Below are 17,486 nucleotides of genomic sequence, written 5' to 3'. Positions count from 1 at the left end.
GCGAGGCGGTCAGCAAAATTTTTCGGAAGTTTGCAAAAAACCAAAAAAACCACGCTATAATTTGAGGCTTGAAACGCGGGAATAGCTCAGTTGGTAGAGCGCAACCTTGCCAAGGTTGAGGTCGAGAGTTCGAGACTCTTTTCCCGCTCCATATTTTAGAAAAGGGAAGCAAGCAGCTTCCCTTTTTCTTTAGGTGAAGACAGAGCGGCGCGGTAGCAAAGCGGTTATGCCCCGGATTGCAAATCCGGTTAGTCCGGTTCGACTCCGGACCGCGCCTCCAGTAATTATTTGGTCCTCAGTGCCCCGTCAACGTTCGCTGATGGGGCATTTTTGTTTCACAATAGACCGAACGCGCCCGAGTGGTGAAATTGGTAGACACATCGGACTTAAAATCCGCCGCTTCGTGAATAACGGGCGTACCGGTTCGATTCCGGTCTCGGGCACCACCTACACTTCAGCCTATGCCACGCTACAACGCCCCCTTCGAAATCCATGTTCACGGACAGGTGCCTTTGCGCGCAGATGTCGGGTTTGAGCAGCTTCAGGAGGGGCTCAAACCTTTGTGGCAATACGCCGGCGCCCGTTCACTGGCGGACGGTGCAGGCAGCTCCTATGAAGACGAGCCGGGCATCAAGTTTGACGCGCACGAGCACCTGTTGCAGATGTGCTGGACGGTTGCAGGTGATCAAGATTTTCGCCAGACGCTGGACGAGGTTTGCATGAACCTCAATGAACTCGCGGACGGCGGCGCTGCCATTGAGGTAACGTTCTACGACGCCGAGTTCGATGAGGAAGACGCCCAGCCGGGCAGTGAGTCTCGGGATGATTTTGTGATGCTGTTTGTAGGCCCCAACCCGGCAGCCATCATGCAGGTGCAAAGGGATTTGCTGGTGCAGGATGTCATCAACCTGATGGAACGCCATTTCGATGCCTCTGAACTCGGTGGCGTGGTAGCCCAGGTGGATAAATTGTTCGAGCACCGGTTTGACACGCTGGTCAGCTCACTGGCCCTGGGGAAGCCCCCGAGCGGGTCGGGTGGCAACCACGGTGGTGGCCATGGCGGCGGCAGAAAGCCCCGGCATCTGCACTGATTTTCCTGGCACCGCATCCACTTGACAACCCGCATCCCTATGCTCAAGAAAATCGACGTTGAGCAGTTGGTGCTGGGCATGTATATCAAGGAGTTTTGCGGCTCCTGGATGGAGCACCCCTTTTGGCGCAGCGGCTTTGTCCTGCAGGACCCCAAGGACATCCAGACCATCCTGTCCAGCAGCATCAAGGAGGTCTGGATCGACTCTGGCAAGGGATTGGATGTGGCACCCGGACAGTCCGCATTGTCTGAGGCCGAGTCCGACGCGCAAGTCGAAGCGGAATTGCAGCGTGTTGCAGGTGTGCAGCGCGAGGTGGCAATCGTTTCGACGGCTGTTGAAGTGGCGCGTGCTACCCGGATTTGCAACCAGTCCAAGCAGGCAGTGATTTCCATGTTTCAGGAAGCCCGCATGGGCAAGGCGGTGGACACCCGTGCCGCCCAGCACCTGGTGGTGGAGATCGCAGATTCGGTGACCCGCAATCCCGGGGCCCTGATCAGCCTGGCGCGGCTCAAGACGGCCGACGACTACACGTACATGCATTCGGTAGCGGTGTGCGCCATGATGGTCGCGCTGGCCAGGCAGCTGGGGCTGGATGAGCAGCAGACCCGTTCTGCCGGGCTATCCGGCTTGATGCACGATTTGGGCAAAGCGATGATGCCCATGGAGGTGCTGAACAAGCCGGGCAAACTCACGGAAGCGGAGTTCACCATCATCAAGACGCATCCGGCAGAAGGTCATCGCCTGCTGGCGGCAGACAGCCATGTGGACCCCATGGTGTTGGACGTGTGCCTGCACCACCACGAAAAGATCGATGGATCGGGCTACCCCAAAGGTCTGCGAGGCGATGAGATCAGCCTGTTTGCCAAGATGGGGGCTGTTTGTGACGTGTATGACGCCATTACCTCGAACCGCCCTTACAAGTCCGGCTGGGACCCCGCGGAGTCCCTGCGCAAAATGGCCGAGTGGGCCAACGGGCATTTCGACAGCCAGGTGTTTCAGGCGTTCGTGAAGAGTCTGGGGATTTACCCGATTGGGTCGCTGGTTCGGCTGTCCTCTGGCCGCCTGGGCGTGGTGGTGGAGCAGACGGGAAAATCCCTGATTACCCCCTCGGTGAAGGTGTTCTTTTCGACCAAGTCGAACATGCGCATTGTTCCGGAGGTCATTGATCTTTCGCTTCCCGGTGCCGGCGAAAAGATTGTCAGCCGCGAAGATCCGGCCCAGTGGCGTTTTGCTGACTTGAATGAACTGTGGTCAGGCCTGAGTCGCGCACCCTGGTAGGGTGAAAAAAAACGGCGCCACTGGCGCCGTTTTTCATGGGGGTCAAGCCGCTTTGGGCTTGGGGTTGTATTTGCCCAGTTCGGACTTGGCGATGGCGTTGCGGTGGACTTCATCCGGGCCGTCGGCAAAGCGCAGGGTGCGCGCATTGGTGTAGGCGTAAGCCAGCGGGAAGTCATCACACATGCCGGCACCTCCGTGTACTTGGATGGCCCAGTCGATGACATCGCATGCCATCTTGGGAGCCACGACCTTGATCATTGCAATTTCGTTCTTGGCGAACTTGTTGCCAGCCACGTCCATCATCCAGGCCGCCTTGAGCGTGAGCAGGCGGGCCATGTCGATCTTGCAACGCGCTTCGGCAATACGCTCCTGGGTCACGGTCTGGGCGGCAATGGGCTTGCCAAAGGCCACGCGCAGGGAGGCGCGCTTGCACATCAGCTCCAGGGCACGTTCGGCCAGGCCAATCAGGCGCATGCAGTGGTGGATGCGTCCCGGGCCAAGGCGACCCTGGGCAATCTCGAAGCCACGGCCTTCGCCCAGCAGAATGTTGCTGACGGGTACGCGGACGTTTTCAAACAGCACTTCCATGTGGCCGTGGGGAGCGTCGTCGTAACCAAACACGTTGAGCGGGCGCACGATCTTGATGCCGGGGGTGTTGGCGGGAACCAGCACCATGCTTTGCTGCGAGTGGCGGGCAGCTTCTGGGTCGGTTTTGCCCATGGTGATGAACACGGCGCAGCGCGGATCGCCGGCGCCGGAGGTCCACCACTTGCGGCCATTGATGACGTATTCGTCGCCCTGGCGTTCGATGCGGGTCTCGATGTTGGTGGCATCGCTGGACGCCACCTGGGGTTCCGTCATGGCAAAGGCTGAACGGATGGTGCCTTCGAGCAGGGGCTTGAGCCAGCGGGCCTTGTTTTCTTCCGAGCCGTAGCGGGCAATGGTTTCCATGTTGCCGGTGTCGGGAGCGGAGCAGTTGAATACTTCGCTGGACCACATGACGCGTCCCATGATCTCGGCCAGGGGGGCATATTCCTGGTTGGTCAGGCCAGCGCCCGCGTAGCCGGAGGCCGCTGCGCTGTCTTCCGGCAGGAACAGGTTCCACAGGCCGGCAGCTTGGGCCTTGGGCTTGAGGTTTTCAATGGTCTTCAGGGGCGTCCAGCGTTTGCCAGCCGCCGTGTTGGCCTCGATCTCGGCGTGGTAGGCGCCTTCTGCCGGGTAGATGTAGTCATCCATGAACTTCAACAAGCGGGCTTGCAGTTCTTTTGTTTTCGGTGAGTAGTCAAAATCCATAGGATCTCCGTTGGTGTGTGAACTTGAAAAGGTGGGGGTGGCGTTCAGGCCTGCTGGGCAAACTTCCAGGCCATCTGCGCCATGGGACGCGCGCCTGCTCCGGAGCTGACAGCCTGCGCGCTGGAGGCTGTTCCCGCCTCCACGCGTTTGGCAATGCCCTGCAAAATGGCGGCGATGCGGAACATGTTGTAGGCCATGTAGAAATTCCAGTCGGCTTTGAGCTGCTCCGGTGTAGCCAGACCCGTACGCTCGCAGTACAGGCGGATGTATTCATCTTCGCTGGGAATGCCCAGGTCGGCCAGATCCAGCCCGCCAATGCCGCGGAAGGTGCCTGGAGGAATGTGCCACGCCATGCAGTGGTAGCTGAAATCTGCCAGGGGATGGCCCAGCGTGGAGAGTTCCCAGTCCAGCACGGCCAGAACTCTGGGTTGCTCGGCATCAAACATCAGGTTGTCCAGCCGGAAGTCTCCGTGCACGATGCTCACCATGGCTTCGTCCCGCGCCATGGCCGGGATGTTTTTGGGGAGCCACTCCATCAACTGGTCCATTTCGGGGATCGGTTGTGTGATGGACGCGGTGTACTGCTTGCTCCAGCGGCCAATCTGGCGCTCAAAGTAATTGCCGGGTTTGCCGTAGCTGCTCAATCCGCGTTCGGCGAACTTCACCTTGTGCAGGGCCGAAATGACGCGGTTCATCTCGTTGTAGATGGCTGCGCGCTGGGAGCGGTCCATGCCGGGCAGCGACTGGTCCCACAGGACGCGCCCCTGCATGAATTCCATGACATAAAAGGCGCGTCCGATGACGGATTCATCTTCGCACAGGCAGTACATGCGGGGCACGGGCACATCGGTTCCCTGCAACCCTTGCATGACGGCAAACTCGCGTTCCACGGCGTGGGCCGACGGCAGCAGCTTGGCAACCGGCCCGGGCTTGGCCCGCATCACGTAGCTCTTGCCGGGGGTGTTGAGCTTGTAGGTCGGGTTGGATTGGCCGCCCTTGAACATCTCTGCGGTCAGGGGGCCGGCAAATCCTTCCAGGTTTTTCTCCAGCCAGGTGCTCAACGCAGCCAGATCGAATGCGTGCTGGTCGGATACGGATCGGGTACCTACGAAATGGTCGAAATTGCTCATAAGGTGTCGGGTTAGTGTGGCTTAGTCGTCGGATTCAATGATTTGCATCAGGGCGTCGCGGTCACGTATGACCAGCCCGCCTTGCTCGATGCGAATGGCGTTGTCCCGCTCCATGGCCTTGAGTTCCTGGTTGACCCGCTGCCGCGAGGCACCCAGCAGCTGTGCCAACTCCTCCTGCGCGAGATGCAGACCGATCCGCACTTCGTTGGCATTGCTCAAGGACGGCACACCGTAGCTGCGTACCAGGTGCAGCAGCTGTTTGGCCAGCCGTGCGCGCAGGGGCAGGGTGTTGAGGTCCTCTACCAAGCCGTAGAGCTGGCGGATGCGACGGGCATGCAGGCGCAGCAGGGCTTCGTACAGTTCGTTGTGCGCCGCCAGTATCTTTTTGAAATCCGCCTTCACCACGCACAGGGTTGTGGTTTCTCCATGGGCGTAGGCATCGTGCGTGCGCCGGTCGCCGTCGAACATCGCAACGTCCCCAAACCAGATGCCCGGCTCCACGTAGGTCAGGGTGATCTGCTTGCCCGATATCGAGGTGGAGCTGACCCGCACCGCACCCTTGGCACAGGCGATCCACTCGTCCGGCGGTTCGCCCCGGGCGGCTAAGAGGTCGCCGTCTTTGTGGCGTTTGACGTAGGCACATCGAAGTATGTCGTGTCGCAGGGACGGTGAAAGCGTTGAAAACCAGCGACCGGAGTTGATCGCTGCACGTTCTTCAATGGTAAGAATAGGTTCGTCCATAGCCTGTCTTTTGGGTGACTGTGTGGGTCGGTGGGGTCGGCGTTATTGTCACTCGCGAGACCCGTTTCAGGGGGGCGACGCATGTCGCCTGCGCGTCTTGCCGCGTCAGGATTCTTCGTGCAGGAGGCTCAGCCCAATGGCGCCGCGCCGGCGCAGCCACGCGCTGGGGCGGTAACGGGGATCGCCGTATACCGTCTGCATGTTGAACAGCACCTCCAGGATGCTGGTGGGGCCGTACAAATTGCCCATGGCCAGCGGGCCGCGGGGATAACCCAGTCCCAGGGTGACGGCCGTTTCCAGGTCGGCAGGCGAGCAGACGGATTGCTGGCACATGTCGCTGGCAATGTTGATGATGTGGGCCAGCACCCGCTGGGTGACAAAGCCCCCACTGTCGCGGATGACGCTCACGGCCTTGCCGTCGCGGGCAAACAGCGCGTGTGCGGCGTCCCACATGTCGGGGCGCGTCGCCGGGTTGGTGGCAATCACGCGGCGACGGCTGCTGGCGTCGTCCACCAGCATGTCGATGCCGACAGTGCGCGTGGGGTCCAGTCGCTCGACTACGGCAACGGTTGTGACGTCAAACCCCAGGGGTGCCACCAGTGTCAGGGCCTGGGTCGATGGGGATTGCCCCGTCTCAATGTGGGCGCCCAGGTCCTTGAGTAGTTGCAGCAACTCCAGACGGCGTGCTGCGCGTGGCGACACCCATACGGGCGGCATTTCTGCCACGACCGGTACCACCGCTTCCGCGGGTGTTTGTGCAACGCCGTCGGCATAGGTATAAAACCCTTCGCCAGCTTTGCGGCCGGTGAGCCCGCCTGCCAGCCGCTGCGCGGTGATGACACTGGGCCGGTAGCGCGGCTCTTCGAAATACTGGTGGTAGATGGACTCCATGACCGGATGGGAAACGTCCAGGCCAGTGAGGTCCATCAGTTCAAACGGCCCCAGTTTGAAACCGGCCTGGTCGCGCAGGATGCGGTCGATGTTGGCGAAATCGGCAACGCCCTCGGAGGCGATGCGAAGCGCCTCCGTGCCGTACCCGCGTCCTGCGTGATTGACGATGAAGCCGGGCGAATCCTGTGCCCGCACGGGCATATGGCCCATTTGCTCGGCGTACCGCGCCAGGTCATCGATCACCGCCGCCACCGTCCGGAGTCCGCCGATGACCTCCACCACCTTCATCAGTGGCACGGGGTTGAAGAAGTGAAAGCCGGCGAACCGCTGGGGATGCTTCAGGCCGGCTGCAATGGCGGTGACGGATAGCGAGGAAGTGTTGGTGGCCAGAACGGCCGACGAGGAAACAATGCTTTCGAGCTCCTGGAACAGCTGGGTCTTCACATCCAACCGCTCAACAACCGCTTCGATGACCAGATCACAGTGGGCCAGGTCTTGTAGCTGATGCGCAATGTGCAGGCGCGCGGTATAGGTTTGTGCGTCTTCGGGGCTGATTCGCTGCTTGTCCCGCAGGCGGTTCCATTGTTCCGTCACATGGCGTTGGGCCGCCTGGGCGGCTGGGGCCTGCAGGTCAAAGAGCTGTACCTGGCTGCCGGCCTGGGCTGCAATTTGGGCGATGCCGCGCCCCATGGCGCCGGCACCCACGATTCCGATGGTGGTGTAGTGTGGTTTCATCGCGCGATTATCGCGCTGCCCCTCAAGGCCCGTTGCAACAGGCGAGGCGCCCACCGGTCAGCGAGGCGGTGTCTGCGGCACCGCTGGCGGCCTGTGCCCGGTTAGCGGCGTACCTGCAGAGCCCCGGGGTTGATGATGTTTGTGGGGGTGCCCTTGATGAAACTGGTGACGTTGTCAAAGGCCGCGCCAAACAGCATTTCGTAATTGCCCTGTTCCACGTAGCCCAGGTGCGGGGTGCAGATGCAGTTCTCCAGCCTCAGCAGGGCGTGTCCCTGCAGGATCGGTTCGGTTTCAAAAACGTCCACTGCGGCCATGCCAGGGCGCCCGCGATTGAGGGCCCCGATCAGGGTGTTGGTATCCACAATTTCCGCCCGCGACGTATTCACGAGCAGCGCGGTGGTTTTCATGCGCGCGAGATCGGCCTGCGTGACCAGATTGTGGGTGGTTTCGCTGAGCTGCAGGTGCAAGGACAGCACGTCGCACGCTTCAAAAAAGGCTTCACGGCTGGATGCCACCGCATAGCCGTCCTGGTGGGCTTTCTCCCGCGAGGCGTCACTGCCCCAGATGACCACCTGCATGCCAAAGGCCTTGCCATATCCGGCGACCAGTTGGCCGACCCGGCCGTAACCCCAGATGCCCAGGGTCTTGCCACGCAACACGCTGCCCAGTCCGAAGTTGGCGGGCATGGAGCCGGCCTTCAGCCCGGACTGCTGCCACGCACCGTGTTTGAGGTTCCCGATGTATTGCGGCAGCCGGCGCATGGCCGCCAGAATCAGCGCCCAGGTCAGCTCGGCCGGAGCCACAGGCGACTCCACGCCCTCGGCTACGGCAATGCCCCGTTCGGTGCATGCCTGGACATCGATGTGGCTGCCAATACGTCCGGCTTGCGAGATGAACTTGAGTTTGGGCAGCTTGTCGATCAACTGCCGCGTGACATGGGTGCGATCACGGACCAAGACGATCACATCGGCGTCTTTCAGACGGATCGAGAGTTGGCCGATACCTTTGACCGTATTGGTGTACACCTTGGCTGGGTAGTTCTCCAGCTTGGCTGCGCATTCCAGTTTGCGAATGGCATCCTGATAATCATCCAGAATCACAATATTCATGGATGCAATTGTGCCTTGTCGGGAGGTAGCCGGGCGTGTCTCGCCCGGTACGCGGGCGCTTAAGACAGTGCAGCTTCGCGGGCGGCCAGATGGTCCAGTTCGGCACAGACGTCGGCCATGCAGCCGGAGATGACCATGCGTCCGACGGTGGTCCGCGCCTGACCGGCTTCCAGCACGCGCACGATGCGCAGAGGTCTGTGTGCTGCATGTTTCTGGTCGCTGGAGCCCGTTTTCATTGCGTTGACAGCTATGGATTCAGGAGCAAATGCGGGCTTCGCTGCGGGGGCACGCGCCACCACTGCCTGGGCCGGTGCGCGGCTTTGGGTCCACCAGCGCACGAGTCCCTGGAGCGGTGCAAAGACGCCTGAATGGGCAAGGAGAGCGATGTTCATAAAGAATGCCTTGTTACAACCGGTTTACATGAGCATGGTGTTGCGGATCAGGCCGACGGCAAGGCCCTCGATCTCGAAGGGCTCGCCGGGTTCGACCACGATGGTCTGGTAGTCCGGGTTTTCCGGGTGCAGTTCGATCAGGTGCTTGTTGCGGCGAAAACGTTTGACGGTGACTTCATCACCCAGCCGGGCCACCACGATCTGGCCATTCTTGGCATCCTTGGTCGCCTGCACGGCCAGCAGGTCTCCGTCCATGATGCCGGCATCGCGCATGGACATGCCGCGCACCTTCAGCAGGTAATCCGGCTGGCGCTGGAAGAGGCTGTTTTCCACGTAGTAGGTTTGGTCCACATGCTCCTGGGCGAGAATGGGCGAGCCTGCGGCCACACGGCCAATCAGCGGCAACGCCAGCTGGGCCAAGCCGGGCAGGGGCAGCGAAAACTGCTTGCTGCGGGATTCGTTGATGGAGCGCATGGCCTCGCTTCTGAGCCGGATGCCGCGGGAGGTGCCGCTCACCAGCTCAATGACACCTTTGCGTGCCAGGGCCTGCAAATGCTCTTCTGCGGCATTGGCGGATTTGAACCCGAGCTCGCTGGCGATTTCTGCGCGGGTGGGTGGGGCGCCGGTGCGTGCGATGGCGCTTTGGATCAGGTCCAGAATCTGTTGCTGCCGTGCGGTGAGTTTGGGGCTTTCAAGCATGCTGACTCCTTGTAACTGGAGCCGGGGAGGGCTGTTGGTCTATACACACTGTTTCGGCATCCAGTACCTGTATTTTTAACCAGTTTTATAGTGTTGGCAAGTGGGGCGCGCAAAAATGTTGAAAAAGATAGTGTTTTTGGGAATGGGGGGCACGATTGCGGGCACGGCCGAGAGCGCCACCGACAACGTGGGCTACCAGGCCGCCCAATTGGGGGTGGGGCAGCTCCTGTCGGCCCTGCCGGCGTTGCGCGTCACGCTGGCGGACCATGCGCCGGTGGTGGAGCAAGTCGCCCAGATCGACAGCAAGGACATGGGGTGGCCCCAGTGGTGCGCCCTGGCGTCCCGGGTGGCCCATTACCTGGCTTTGCCGGATGTGCGCGGGCTGGTCATTACCCATGGTACCGATACGCTGGAAGAAACCGCTTTTTTCTTGTCGCGGGTGTTGCCGGCCGAAGGGCTGGCGCACAAGGCGGTGGTGCTGACCTGCGCCATGCGCCCGTCCACTTCGCTCACGCCGGATGGCCCCCAGAACCTGCTGGATGCGGTTGCACTGGCGCGCGCGCCGGAGGCCCGGGGCGTGCTGGCGGTGTGCGCGGGAACAGTTCACGCGGCCCGCGATGTGCAGAAGGTGCATCCCTACCGGCTGGACGCCTTTACCTCCGGTGACGCGGGTCCCTTGGGCTATGTGGAAGAAGGCAGGGTGCGTTGGGTGCATCCCTGTCCGCCGGCCGTTCCTGCGTTCGCGCAGGTTCGCATCGATCGGCTGTCCGCAGCGCGTTGGCCGCGGGTGGACATTGTCATGAGCTACGTGGGGGCTACGGGGGCCACCGTCCGGGCCCTGTGTTCTCCCGCCGTGGATGGTGGAATGCCGGTGGGCGGCATCGTGGTGGCGGCCACCGGCAACGGCACGGTGCACCAGGACCTGGAAGCGGCGCTGCAGGAGGTGCAACGCCAGGGCGTACGGGTGGTGCGTTCCACCCGTTGCGCCCTGGGGCAGGTGGTGCAGGGGGCGGAACCGGGTGCCGGCTTGCCCCACTCCGAGGGGCTGTCTCCCGTCAAGGCCCGCATAGCGCTCATGCTGGAGTTGCTGGCACGGGAGCAGAACGGCGGATCGCTCAGCACGTGAAAAAGGCCGCAACAGCGGCCTTTTTCAGGGTAGTGCCGTGGCGGCTTACTTGGCCAGTGCCTCGAACACGCGGGCCTTGATGACCTCCACATCGCCCATGCCGCTGACCGCGCGGTATTTGGGGGCGCTGGCCGCGTCCTTGGCGGCCCAGCTGGAGTAGTAATCCACCAGCGGACGGGTCTGGGCGCTGTAGACATCCAGGCGTTTCTTGACGGTTTCTTCCTTGTCGTCTTCGCGTTGGATCAGGGGCTCGCCCGTCACGTCGTCCACACCGGCCACTTTGGGCGGGTTGAACTTGACATGGTAGGTGCGGCCGGAGGCGGGGTGCGAGCGGCGTCCGCTCATGCGCTCGATGATGGCGTCAAAGGGCACATCGATCTCGACCACGTAGTCCAGCGCCACACCGGCGGCCTTCATGGCGTCGGCCTGGGGAATGGTGCGAGGGAAACCGTCAAACAGGAAACCCTTGGCGCAGTCGGGCTGGGCAATGCGTTCCTTGACCAGGTTGATGATCAGGTCGTCGCTGACCAGACCGCCGGACTTCATCACAGCATCGGCCTGCAGGCCCAGCGGCGTACCGGCCTTGACGGCGGCACGCAACATATCACCGGTCGAAATCTGTGGAATTCCGTACTTTTGACAAATGAAGGTGGCTTGTGTGCCTTTGCCTGCGCCGGGTGCGCCTAACAAAATGAGTCTCATGGATACCCTTGGATTGAACTAAACCTGGAGCGCCAGCGGTGGCCCCCAACAGGCCCAACGCGGCACGCGATTGTCCCCCGAGAATAGCACGGGCGACATGCCGCTTAACTTACAGACGGCGCACCCTGGGTTCGGTACAACGCCCGGACGCGTTCCAGGTCTTGCGCCGTGTCCACACCGGGGCCGGGAGCACGGTCGCTCACGTGCACGGCAATGCGATAGCCGTGCCACATGGCGCGCAATTGCTCCAGTGCCTCGGTCACTTCGATGGGGGCCTGCGCCAGCTGGGGAAACAGGCGCAGGAAACCCGCGCGGTAGGCATAGATGCCGATGTGACGCAGAGGGGCCGGCTGGGGCAGGGTGTCGATACCGCGGGCAAAGCCGTCGCGCCACCAGGCGATGGGCGCACGGCTGAAATACAGCGCCAGGCCGGCGGCGTCCAGCACCACCTTGACGACGTTGGGGTTGGCAAAGTCGCTCACCTGGTCGATGGCGTGCGCGGCCGTTCCCATGCTGGCCTGGGGGGTGTCGCGCAGCAGGTCGGCAACGGCTTGCACCAGCGCTGGGTCAATGAGGGGTTCATCGCCCTGCACGTTCACCACAATTTCGTCATCGTCCAGGGCCAGCAGCTCGCTGGCTTCGGCCAGCCGGTCGCTGCCCGAGGGGTGGTCCTCGCGGGTCAGGACCGCTTCAATGCCGTGGTCCTGGCAGGCCTGGATGATGGAGGGGCTGTCGCCCGCCACCACCACCCGGGTCGACGGCGCGACACCGGCGCGCACGCGTTGGGCGACCCGCACCACCATGGGGGCGCCTTCCAGGTCGGCCAGCGGCTTGTTGGGCAGGCGGGAAGATGCCAGCCGGGCGGGTATGAGGACCGTGTAACCCATGCGCGGGCCTACAGGTCGAGTTCGGCGTCGGTCAGCGTGCGGGCTTCGTTTTCGAGCAGGACCGGAATGCCGTCGCGCACCGGGTACGCCAGCCGCGCGCTGCGCGAAATCAGTTCCTGCTTTTCGCGGTCGTATTCCAGGGGGCCCTTGGTGACCGGGCAAACGAGTAGTTCAAGAAGTCTTGTGTCCATGCGTCGATGATAACTTTGCGGCCAGCATGCTGGCGATGTGGGTGTCCAGTGCCGCCCAAAAGGCAGGCTCGGCCGTCAGCACCAGAGGGATGGCCACGGCTTCGGGTGCCTGGGGCCACAGTTTGGCGGCGTCTTTTTCGGTACAAATCAGCGTGTACCCGGCGTATTCATTGCGTGACCAGCTATTGAAATCATAGTGATCGGGTAGCGCCACGGTCTTGGCCAGGGGCAGGCCGAGGGCGCGCAGCATGGCAAAGAAGGATTCGGGCTGCCCGATACCGGCCACGGCCATCAGGGGCGGGGCTGCGGGAGCCAGCAAGGTTGTCAGCGCAATCTGTGTTCCATCCTGACGCACTCCAGCGGGCGTCAGGCTGCGCTGGGCGGTGTAGCCCGCAAACGCCGGCCGGCTGCCGGTGTGCAGAACCAGCAGGCGTTCCGGGTGTTGCCCCGCCCGCTGTACGGCGCGGCGGGGCCAGCCTTCGCGCAGGGGGCCGGCGGGCAGCAGCCAGCCGTTGCCGCAGCCCCGGTCGTCAAAGACGCAGATTTCCAGATCGCGGTACAGGCCGTAGTGCTGCAGCCCGTCGTCGCACACAATGATCTGGGTGTCCGGGTAGTGCGCCAGCAAGGCTGTGGCGGCCTCATGGCGGCTGCGCCCCACAAACACCGGGGCGCCGGTGCTGCGGCGCACCAGCAGGGGTTCGTCGCCAACGTCTTCAGGGGCAGAGTGGGGCAGCACCTCCAGGCAGTCGCTGCGCTGGCGCCCGTAGCCACGGGAAATCACGCCCACGCGGTGGTGGTGGTGGGCCTGCAGGTACTGGACCAGGGCGATGACCGTGGGCGTCTTGCCGGCACCGCCCGCAACGACATTGCCCACCACGACGACCAGGGCGTCCACACGCCGGGTGGTCAGGAGACCCCACTGGTAGAGCTGGCGGCGCAGCGCGCCCAGGGCGCCAAACAACAGCGACCACGGCCACAGCATGCTGGCGACCAGCCCCCGCCGGGTCCATGCACGCAACAGGGCGCTTTGCAGCGCAGGCCGCGTGGCGCCTGGCATGTTGCTACTGGCCACCCGCCTGTGCCGACGTCTGCGTGGCAAAGGTGATCTGGTTCAGGCCCGAGCGCCGGGCCGCTTCCATGACGGTGATCACGGCCTGGTGCTTGGCGCTGGCGTCGGCGCTGATGATGACGACCGTGTCCTTGCCGGCCTTGGCGCCTTCGGTCAGTGCACTGGCCACGCTGGCCATGCTGCGGCCGGCCACGGGGACACGGTTCACGCTGTAGGCGCCGTCGGCACTGACGGCAACGATCACTTCCTTGGCGTAGTCGCGCTGCGCGTCGGTGTCGGCCACGGGCAGCTTGAGCTGCATCTCCGTGAACTTGCTGTAGGTGGTGGACAGCATGAGAAAAATCAGCACCACCAGCAGCACGTCGATGAACGGGATCAGATTGATCTCGGGCTCGTCCTGGGTTCGGGGGCGGAAATTCATGGCGTTATTTGCGCAGCGCCTTGAGGTGGCGGGCCAGCCGCTCGGCGGACAGTTCCAGCGTCAGCAGGTAGGCATCGACCTGTCCCCGGAAGTAGCGCCAGAAGATCAGGGAGGGAATGGCCACGATCAGGCCGAATGCCGTGTTGTACAGGGCAATCGAAATGCCGTGTGCCAGTTGTGCCGGGTTGCCGCCCGTGGCGCCGCCGGGGGCCTGGGAGCCGAAAATCTCGATCATGCCGACCACCGTGCCGAAAAGTCCCATCAGGGGGGCGGCCGAGGCAATGGTGGCCAGTGCGCTGAGGCGCTGCTCCAGCCGGTGGGCCACGGTGCGTCCGGTGCTTTCCATCGAGGCGCGCAGATCTTCCTCGCTGCACTGGGGATCGGTGTTGAGGGCCCGCAGCCCGCTGGCCAGCACCTCTCCCAGGGCAGAGTTCTGTTCCAGCTGCGAAACGACGTCCGGCGCCGGGACGCCGGTGCGGGTCACGCCCAGCACTTCATCGAGCAACTGGGACGGTGCAACCTTGCTGGCTTTGAGGCTGACAAAACGGTCGATGACGATGGCCAGGGCCAATATGGAGCAGGCAACGAGGGGCCAGATCGGCCAGCCGGCGGCTTGTATGATGGAAAACAAATGTGGACTCCGCGCAGATGAAATGCTTCGCGATTATGGCCCAGCCGGACAAGCCCGCAGCCCACAGAAATTGTGGATAACTTTGTGCAAAACTCTGTTGGGAGCGTGCGCCGACCCGCACCATTGCATCGCTTTGACACATTGATGACAAATAGGGCATCAGAAAAACCAATGAAATCAATGACCTTCTACGAAAAACGGTGTGATCCGCAGGGCGGTGCCAGTGGTGCGCAGGTACCGGCCATGGTGTGGAAGGTTTGCCACCGGTACCCGGGCGCATGCGCCACGGCTTGCCATGGTTGATACCGTTCTGGCGTCTGGGGCATCCCGCGTCTGGCAGGTCGGCGCCCTGTGCCGTGCCATTGCCGATGCACTGGAGGCCCGCTTCAACCCCGTCAGCGTGGCCGGAGAGATCAGCGGTTTCACGCGCGCGGCCAGCGGGCACTGCTATTTTTCGCTGAAAGACGCGGCCGGCCAGATGCGTTGCGCCATGTTCCGGCGTGCCGCCGGCTTGCTGGACTTTGCGCCCCGGGATGGGGAACGGGTGGAAGTGCGGGGCCGTCTGGGGGTTTATGAGCCCCGCGGTGAGCTGCAGCTGGTGGTGGAGAGCATGCGTCCCGCCGGGCAGGGGACCTTGTTCGAGCAATTCTTCAAGATCAAGGCCAAGCTGGAGCAGGAGGGGTTGTTCGAGGCTGCACGCAAGCGTGCCCTGCCACCCATGCCCCGGGGTATTGGTGTGGTGACCTCACTGGGCGCGGCGGCCCTGCACGACGTGGTGACGGCCTTGCAGCGGCGTGTGCCCCATATTCCCGTGGTGCTGGCTCCGGCGTCTGTGCAGGGCGACAACGCGCCGCGTGAACTCATGCAGGCGCTGACCGAACTGTATGCGTTGGCAGAGCCGGCTAGCGGTCCACAGGCGGTGCATGTGGACGTCATCCTGCTGGTGCGGGGCGGTGGCGCCATGGAAGACCTCTGGGCGTTCAACGACGAGCAGCTGGCGCGCACGCTGGCGCGCAGTCCGGTGCCGGTTATCAGCGGCGTCGGACATGAAACCGACTTCACCATCGCCGATTTTGTGGCCGATCTGCGCGCTCCCACGCCCACCGCGGCGGCCGAACTGGTGTCCGAGTCCCTGCCGGTGTGGCTGGGCGTGGTCGCGGACCTGGAAGGGCGCATGCAGGACGCGCTGCAGCGTTACCAGGACCGCCAGGCGCAACGCCTGGACTTGGCCACCACCCGCCTGGGCCGGCCCTCGGCACTGGCCGGTCGCCAGCGCCTGAAGCTGGCGGCGGCACAGCAGCAGATGCACCACGCCCTGCGCTCGGCATTGCAGTACCGGCAGGCGCAGACGGCCCGCTGGCACCAGGACCTGCCGGCAGCGGCTGGCCGGGCCCTTCAGCACCAGCGCGAGCGGGTTGCGCGCGCGGAATTGCGCCTGGGGTTGCTGGATCCTTCGCTCGTGTTGAAGCGCGGCTACGCCTGGCTGACGCAGGAGGAGGGGCCGGCGCTGACCAGCGTTTCACAAGCCCATATCGGGCAGCGTGTGCGCGCTACCCTTGCGGATGGTACGGTTGACTTGACCGTGGTCAACAAAACGTCAAATTAGTTTCTACAATCAACCCTTTATTAGCCCTGCAACAGAGAGGAATCCATGGAACATACCTTGCCCGCACTGCCTTACGCCATCGACGCACTGGCACCCGCCTATTCCAAAGAGACCCTGGAGTTCCACCACGGCAAGCACCACAACGCCTATGTGGTCAACCTCAACAACCTGCAAAAAGGGACCGAGTTTGAAAGCATGACGCTGGAAGAGATCATCAAGAAATCGACCGGTGGCATCTACAACAATGCGGCCCAGATCTGGAACCACACCTTTTTCTGGAACTGCATGAAGCCCGCCGGTGGTGGCGAACCCAGTGGTGCACTGGCGGCTGCTATCACGGCCAAGTGGGGCAGCTACGCTGCGTTCAAGGAAGCTTTCGTCAAGTCGGCCGTGGGCAACTTCGGTTCCGGCTGGACCTGGCTGGTGAAGAAGGCCGACGGCTCGGTGGACATCGTGAACACCGGCGCTGCCGGCACCCCGCTGACCACAGCCGACAAGGCCTTGCTGACGGTCGACGTGTGGGAGCATGCGTACTACATCGATTACCGCAACCTGCGCCAGAAGTTCGTGGAAACCTACCTCGACAAGCTGGTGAACTGGGGCTTTGCCGAAGCCAATTTCGCCTGACAGCTGGCGTGAACGCATAAAAAAAAAGCCGACCTTGGGGTCGGCTTTTTTGTTGGGCGGTACCGGTTACTTCGCCGCAGAGAACGGCTGGCCTGACAGTTTGGCCCCGGCCTTCAGCCCTTTTTTGGCAAACCAGCCCTGGTTCATTTCCAGTACATAGCGCACGGGCTTGGCCGAACAGTGGGAGTCGGTGGTTTGCGGCTTCATGTCTTCCAGATTGACAATCGTCCCATCGTCGGCGATGAAGGCGGCAGTCAGGGGCAGGACGGTGTTCTTCATCCAGAAGCACTGGCGGCTCGGACCCGGGAAGACAAACAGCATGCCCTCGTATTGGGGCATTTCCTTGCGGAACATCAGGCCGATGCCCTGCTGCTCGGGCGTGAGCGCCAGTTGGGTGTCGATCTGGTGAATGCCGGCAGAGAGGGTGATGCGCTGCAACTGCGTCTGTGGAACGCCCTGGGCTGCGACACCCGTGCACCAGAGGGCAAATCCTGCCAGCAGGACGGTAAAAGTATTTTTCATGCAGAGATTGTGGCTGAACAATGAAAAATGCCCGCTTTCGCGGGCATCTGGCAAGTCACGTCAGAAGATTATTGCTTCTTGGCGGCTTTCTTGGCCTTGCGGCTGGACTTCTTGGCCTTGTGAGCGGCGGCCTTTTCTTTCTTCATTTCCTTGGCAGGGGCCGGAGCCGCTGCAGGAGCAGCCTGGGTTGCAGGCGCTGCGGGTGTTGCAGGAGCAGCGGGAGCTGCGGCCTGTGCGAACGCGCCAACGGAGATGAGACCAGCAACCAATGCAGCGAGAAGTTTGTTCATTTGAAGTTCCTAAAAAAGGTTTTACCCGAGGGCCGTTCTTCCACAACATTGGGAA

General features: G+C 62.6%; 20 protein-coding genes and 3 tRNA genes. 8 read left to right on the top strand and 15 right to left on the bottom strand.

Features of this window, described 5'->3' with window-relative positions; all coding sequences use genetic code 11:
- The first annotated feature begins 75 nt into the window (after positions 1-75).
- The 5 genes from AC1Q5W_RS06520 (at position 76) to AC1Q5W_RS06500 (ending at position 2,369) form a co-directional block, all read left to right on the top strand.
- A tRNA-Gly gene (locus AC1Q5W_RS06520) sits at positions 76-151 on the top strand.
- 55 nt (positions 152-206) lie between these two features.
- A tRNA-Cys gene (locus tag AC1Q5W_RS06515) sits at positions 207-280 on the top strand.
- A 73-nt stretch (positions 281-353) separates the two neighbouring features.
- Positions 354-446: transfer RNA gene (locus AC1Q5W_RS06510), tRNA-Leu, on the top strand.
- Positions 447-461: 15 nt separating this feature from the next.
- Positions 462-1,091, top strand: coding sequence for a DUF6806 family protein (locus AC1Q5W_RS06505; protein WP_492643324.1), 630 nt, complete (start codon positions 462-464; stop codon positions 1,089-1,091).
- 39 nt (positions 1,092-1,130) lie between these two features.
- A complete protein-coding gene (locus AC1Q5W_RS06500) occupies positions 1,131-2,369 on the top strand; it encodes an HD-GYP domain-containing protein (RefSeq protein WP_492643323.1) in 1,239 nt (412 codons plus the stop codon).
- A 42-nt stretch (positions 2,370-2,411) separates the two neighbouring features.
- Here AC1Q5W_RS06500 and AC1Q5W_RS06495 read toward each other — a convergent pair whose 3' ends face one another.
- The 7 genes from AC1Q5W_RS06495 to lexA all read right to left on the bottom strand — a co-directional run bounded on the left by AC1Q5W_RS06495 (position 2,412) and on the right by lexA (position 9,359).
- A complete protein-coding gene (locus AC1Q5W_RS06495) occupies positions 2,412-3,662 on the bottom strand; it encodes an acyl-CoA dehydrogenase family protein (protein ID WP_492643322.1) in 1,251 nt (416 codons plus the stop codon).
- Positions 3,663-3,706: 44 nt separating this feature from the next.
- A complete protein-coding gene (locus AC1Q5W_RS06490; RefSeq protein WP_492643321.1) occupies positions 3,707-4,792 on the bottom strand; it encodes a phosphotransferase in 1,086 nt (361 codons plus the stop codon).
- A gap of 21 nt (positions 4,793-4,813) precedes the next feature.
- Entirely contained in the window at positions 4,814-5,533 is a 720-nt protein-coding gene (locus AC1Q5W_RS06485; RefSeq protein WP_492643320.1) for a Crp/Fnr family transcriptional regulator, read from the bottom strand.
- 105 nt (positions 5,534-5,638) lie between these two features.
- On the bottom strand, positions 5,639-7,159 hold the full coding sequence (locus AC1Q5W_RS06480; RefSeq protein ID WP_492643319.1) for a 3-hydroxyacyl-CoA dehydrogenase: 1,521 nt from the start codon (positions 7,157-7,159) through the stop codon (positions 5,639-5,641).
- Positions 7,160-7,260: 101 nt separating this feature from the next.
- Positions 7,261-8,268, bottom strand: coding sequence for a D-2-hydroxyacid dehydrogenase family protein (locus AC1Q5W_RS06475; protein WP_492643318.1), 1,008 nt, complete (start codon positions 8,266-8,268; stop codon positions 7,261-7,263).
- A 59-nt stretch (positions 8,269-8,327) separates the two neighbouring features.
- Entirely contained in the window at positions 8,328-8,660 is a 333-nt protein-coding gene (locus AC1Q5W_RS06470; RefSeq protein ID WP_492643317.1) for a hypothetical protein, read from the bottom strand.
- 24 nt (positions 8,661-8,684) lie between these two features.
- A complete protein-coding gene (lexA, locus tag AC1Q5W_RS06465; RefSeq protein WP_492643316.1) occupies positions 8,685-9,359 on the bottom strand; it encodes a transcriptional repressor LexA in 675 nt (224 codons plus the stop codon).
- Positions 9,360-9,474: 115 nt separating this feature from the next.
- Between lexA and AC1Q5W_RS06460 the strand changes: the two genes are divergently transcribed.
- Positions 9,475-10,485: an asparaginase gene (locus AC1Q5W_RS06460; protein WP_492643315.1), complete on the top strand. Its 1,011-nt coding sequence runs from the start codon at positions 9,475-9,477 to the stop codon at positions 10,483-10,485.
- A gap of 45 nt (positions 10,486-10,530) precedes the next feature.
- Here the strand turns inward: AC1Q5W_RS06460 and adk are convergent, their stop codons facing one another.
- The 6 genes from adk to AC1Q5W_RS06430 form a co-directional block, all read right to left on the bottom strand.
- Complete coding sequence (gene adk / locus AC1Q5W_RS06455; protein ID WP_492643314.1) at positions 10,531-11,187, bottom strand: adenylate kinase; 657 nt, start codon at positions 11,185-11,187, stop codon at positions 10,531-10,533.
- A 104-nt stretch (positions 11,188-11,291) separates the two neighbouring features.
- Complete coding sequence (gene kdsB / locus AC1Q5W_RS06450) at positions 11,292-12,074, bottom strand: 3-deoxy-manno-octulosonate cytidylyltransferase (RefSeq protein WP_492643313.1); 783 nt, start codon at positions 12,072-12,074, stop codon at positions 11,292-11,294.
- A gap of 8 nt (positions 12,075-12,082) precedes the next feature.
- Positions 12,083-12,265, bottom strand: coding sequence for a Trm112 family protein (locus AC1Q5W_RS06445; RefSeq protein ID WP_492643312.1), 183 nt, complete (start codon positions 12,263-12,265; stop codon positions 12,083-12,085).
- On the bottom strand, positions 12,246-13,322 hold the full coding sequence (gene lpxK / locus AC1Q5W_RS06440; RefSeq protein WP_492643311.1) for a tetraacyldisaccharide 4'-kinase: 1,077 nt from the start codon (positions 13,320-13,322) through the stop codon (positions 12,246-12,248). Before lpxK ends, AC1Q5W_RS06445 begins: the two co-directional genes overlap by 20 nt.
- Positions 13,323-13,326: 4 nt before the next feature.
- Entirely contained in the window at positions 13,327-13,755 is a 429-nt protein-coding gene (locus AC1Q5W_RS06435; protein WP_492643310.1) for an ExbD/TolR family protein, read from the bottom strand.
- Positions 13,756-13,759: 4 nt separating this feature from the next.
- Positions 13,760-14,386, bottom strand: coding sequence for a MotA/TolQ/ExbB proton channel family protein (locus tag AC1Q5W_RS06430; RefSeq protein WP_492643309.1), 627 nt, complete (start codon positions 14,384-14,386; stop codon positions 13,760-13,762).
- Between the two features lie 295 nt (positions 14,387-14,681).
- Here AC1Q5W_RS06430 and xseA point away from each other — a divergent pair, with 295 nt between their 5' ends.
- Together xseA and AC1Q5W_RS06420 are read left to right on the top strand one after the other, a co-directional pair.
- Positions 14,682-15,992 (top strand): exodeoxyribonuclease VII large subunit, encoded by a 1,311-nt coding sequence (xseA, locus tag AC1Q5W_RS06425; protein ID WP_492643308.1) that lies wholly within the window; start codon positions 14,682-14,684, stop codon positions 15,990-15,992.
- A 45-nt stretch (positions 15,993-16,037) separates the two neighbouring features.
- Positions 16,038-16,619, top strand: coding sequence for a superoxide dismutase (locus AC1Q5W_RS06420; protein WP_492643307.1), 582 nt, complete (start codon positions 16,038-16,040; stop codon positions 16,617-16,619).
- Positions 16,620-16,685: 66 nt separating this feature from the next.
- Here AC1Q5W_RS06420 and AC1Q5W_RS06415 read toward each other — a convergent pair whose 3' ends face one another.
- Positions 16,686-17,141: a DUF192 domain-containing protein gene (locus AC1Q5W_RS06415; protein WP_492643306.1), complete on the bottom strand. Its 456-nt coding sequence runs from the start codon at positions 17,139-17,141 to the stop codon at positions 16,686-16,688.
- Between the two features lie 68 nt (positions 17,142-17,209).
- The gene (locus tag AC1Q5W_RS06410; RefSeq protein WP_492643305.1) at positions 17,210-17,431 is read right to left on the bottom strand and encodes a signal peptidase; all 222 of its coding nucleotides are present in this window, start codon (positions 17,429-17,431) and stop codon (positions 17,210-17,212) included.
- Positions 17,432-17,486 lie beyond the last annotated feature (55 nt).

It is taken from the genome of Rhodoferax sp. MLSD5-FHT05B10 (genome assembly GCF_058793415.1).
This window is presented reverse-complemented; position numbering and strand designations above follow the sequence as displayed.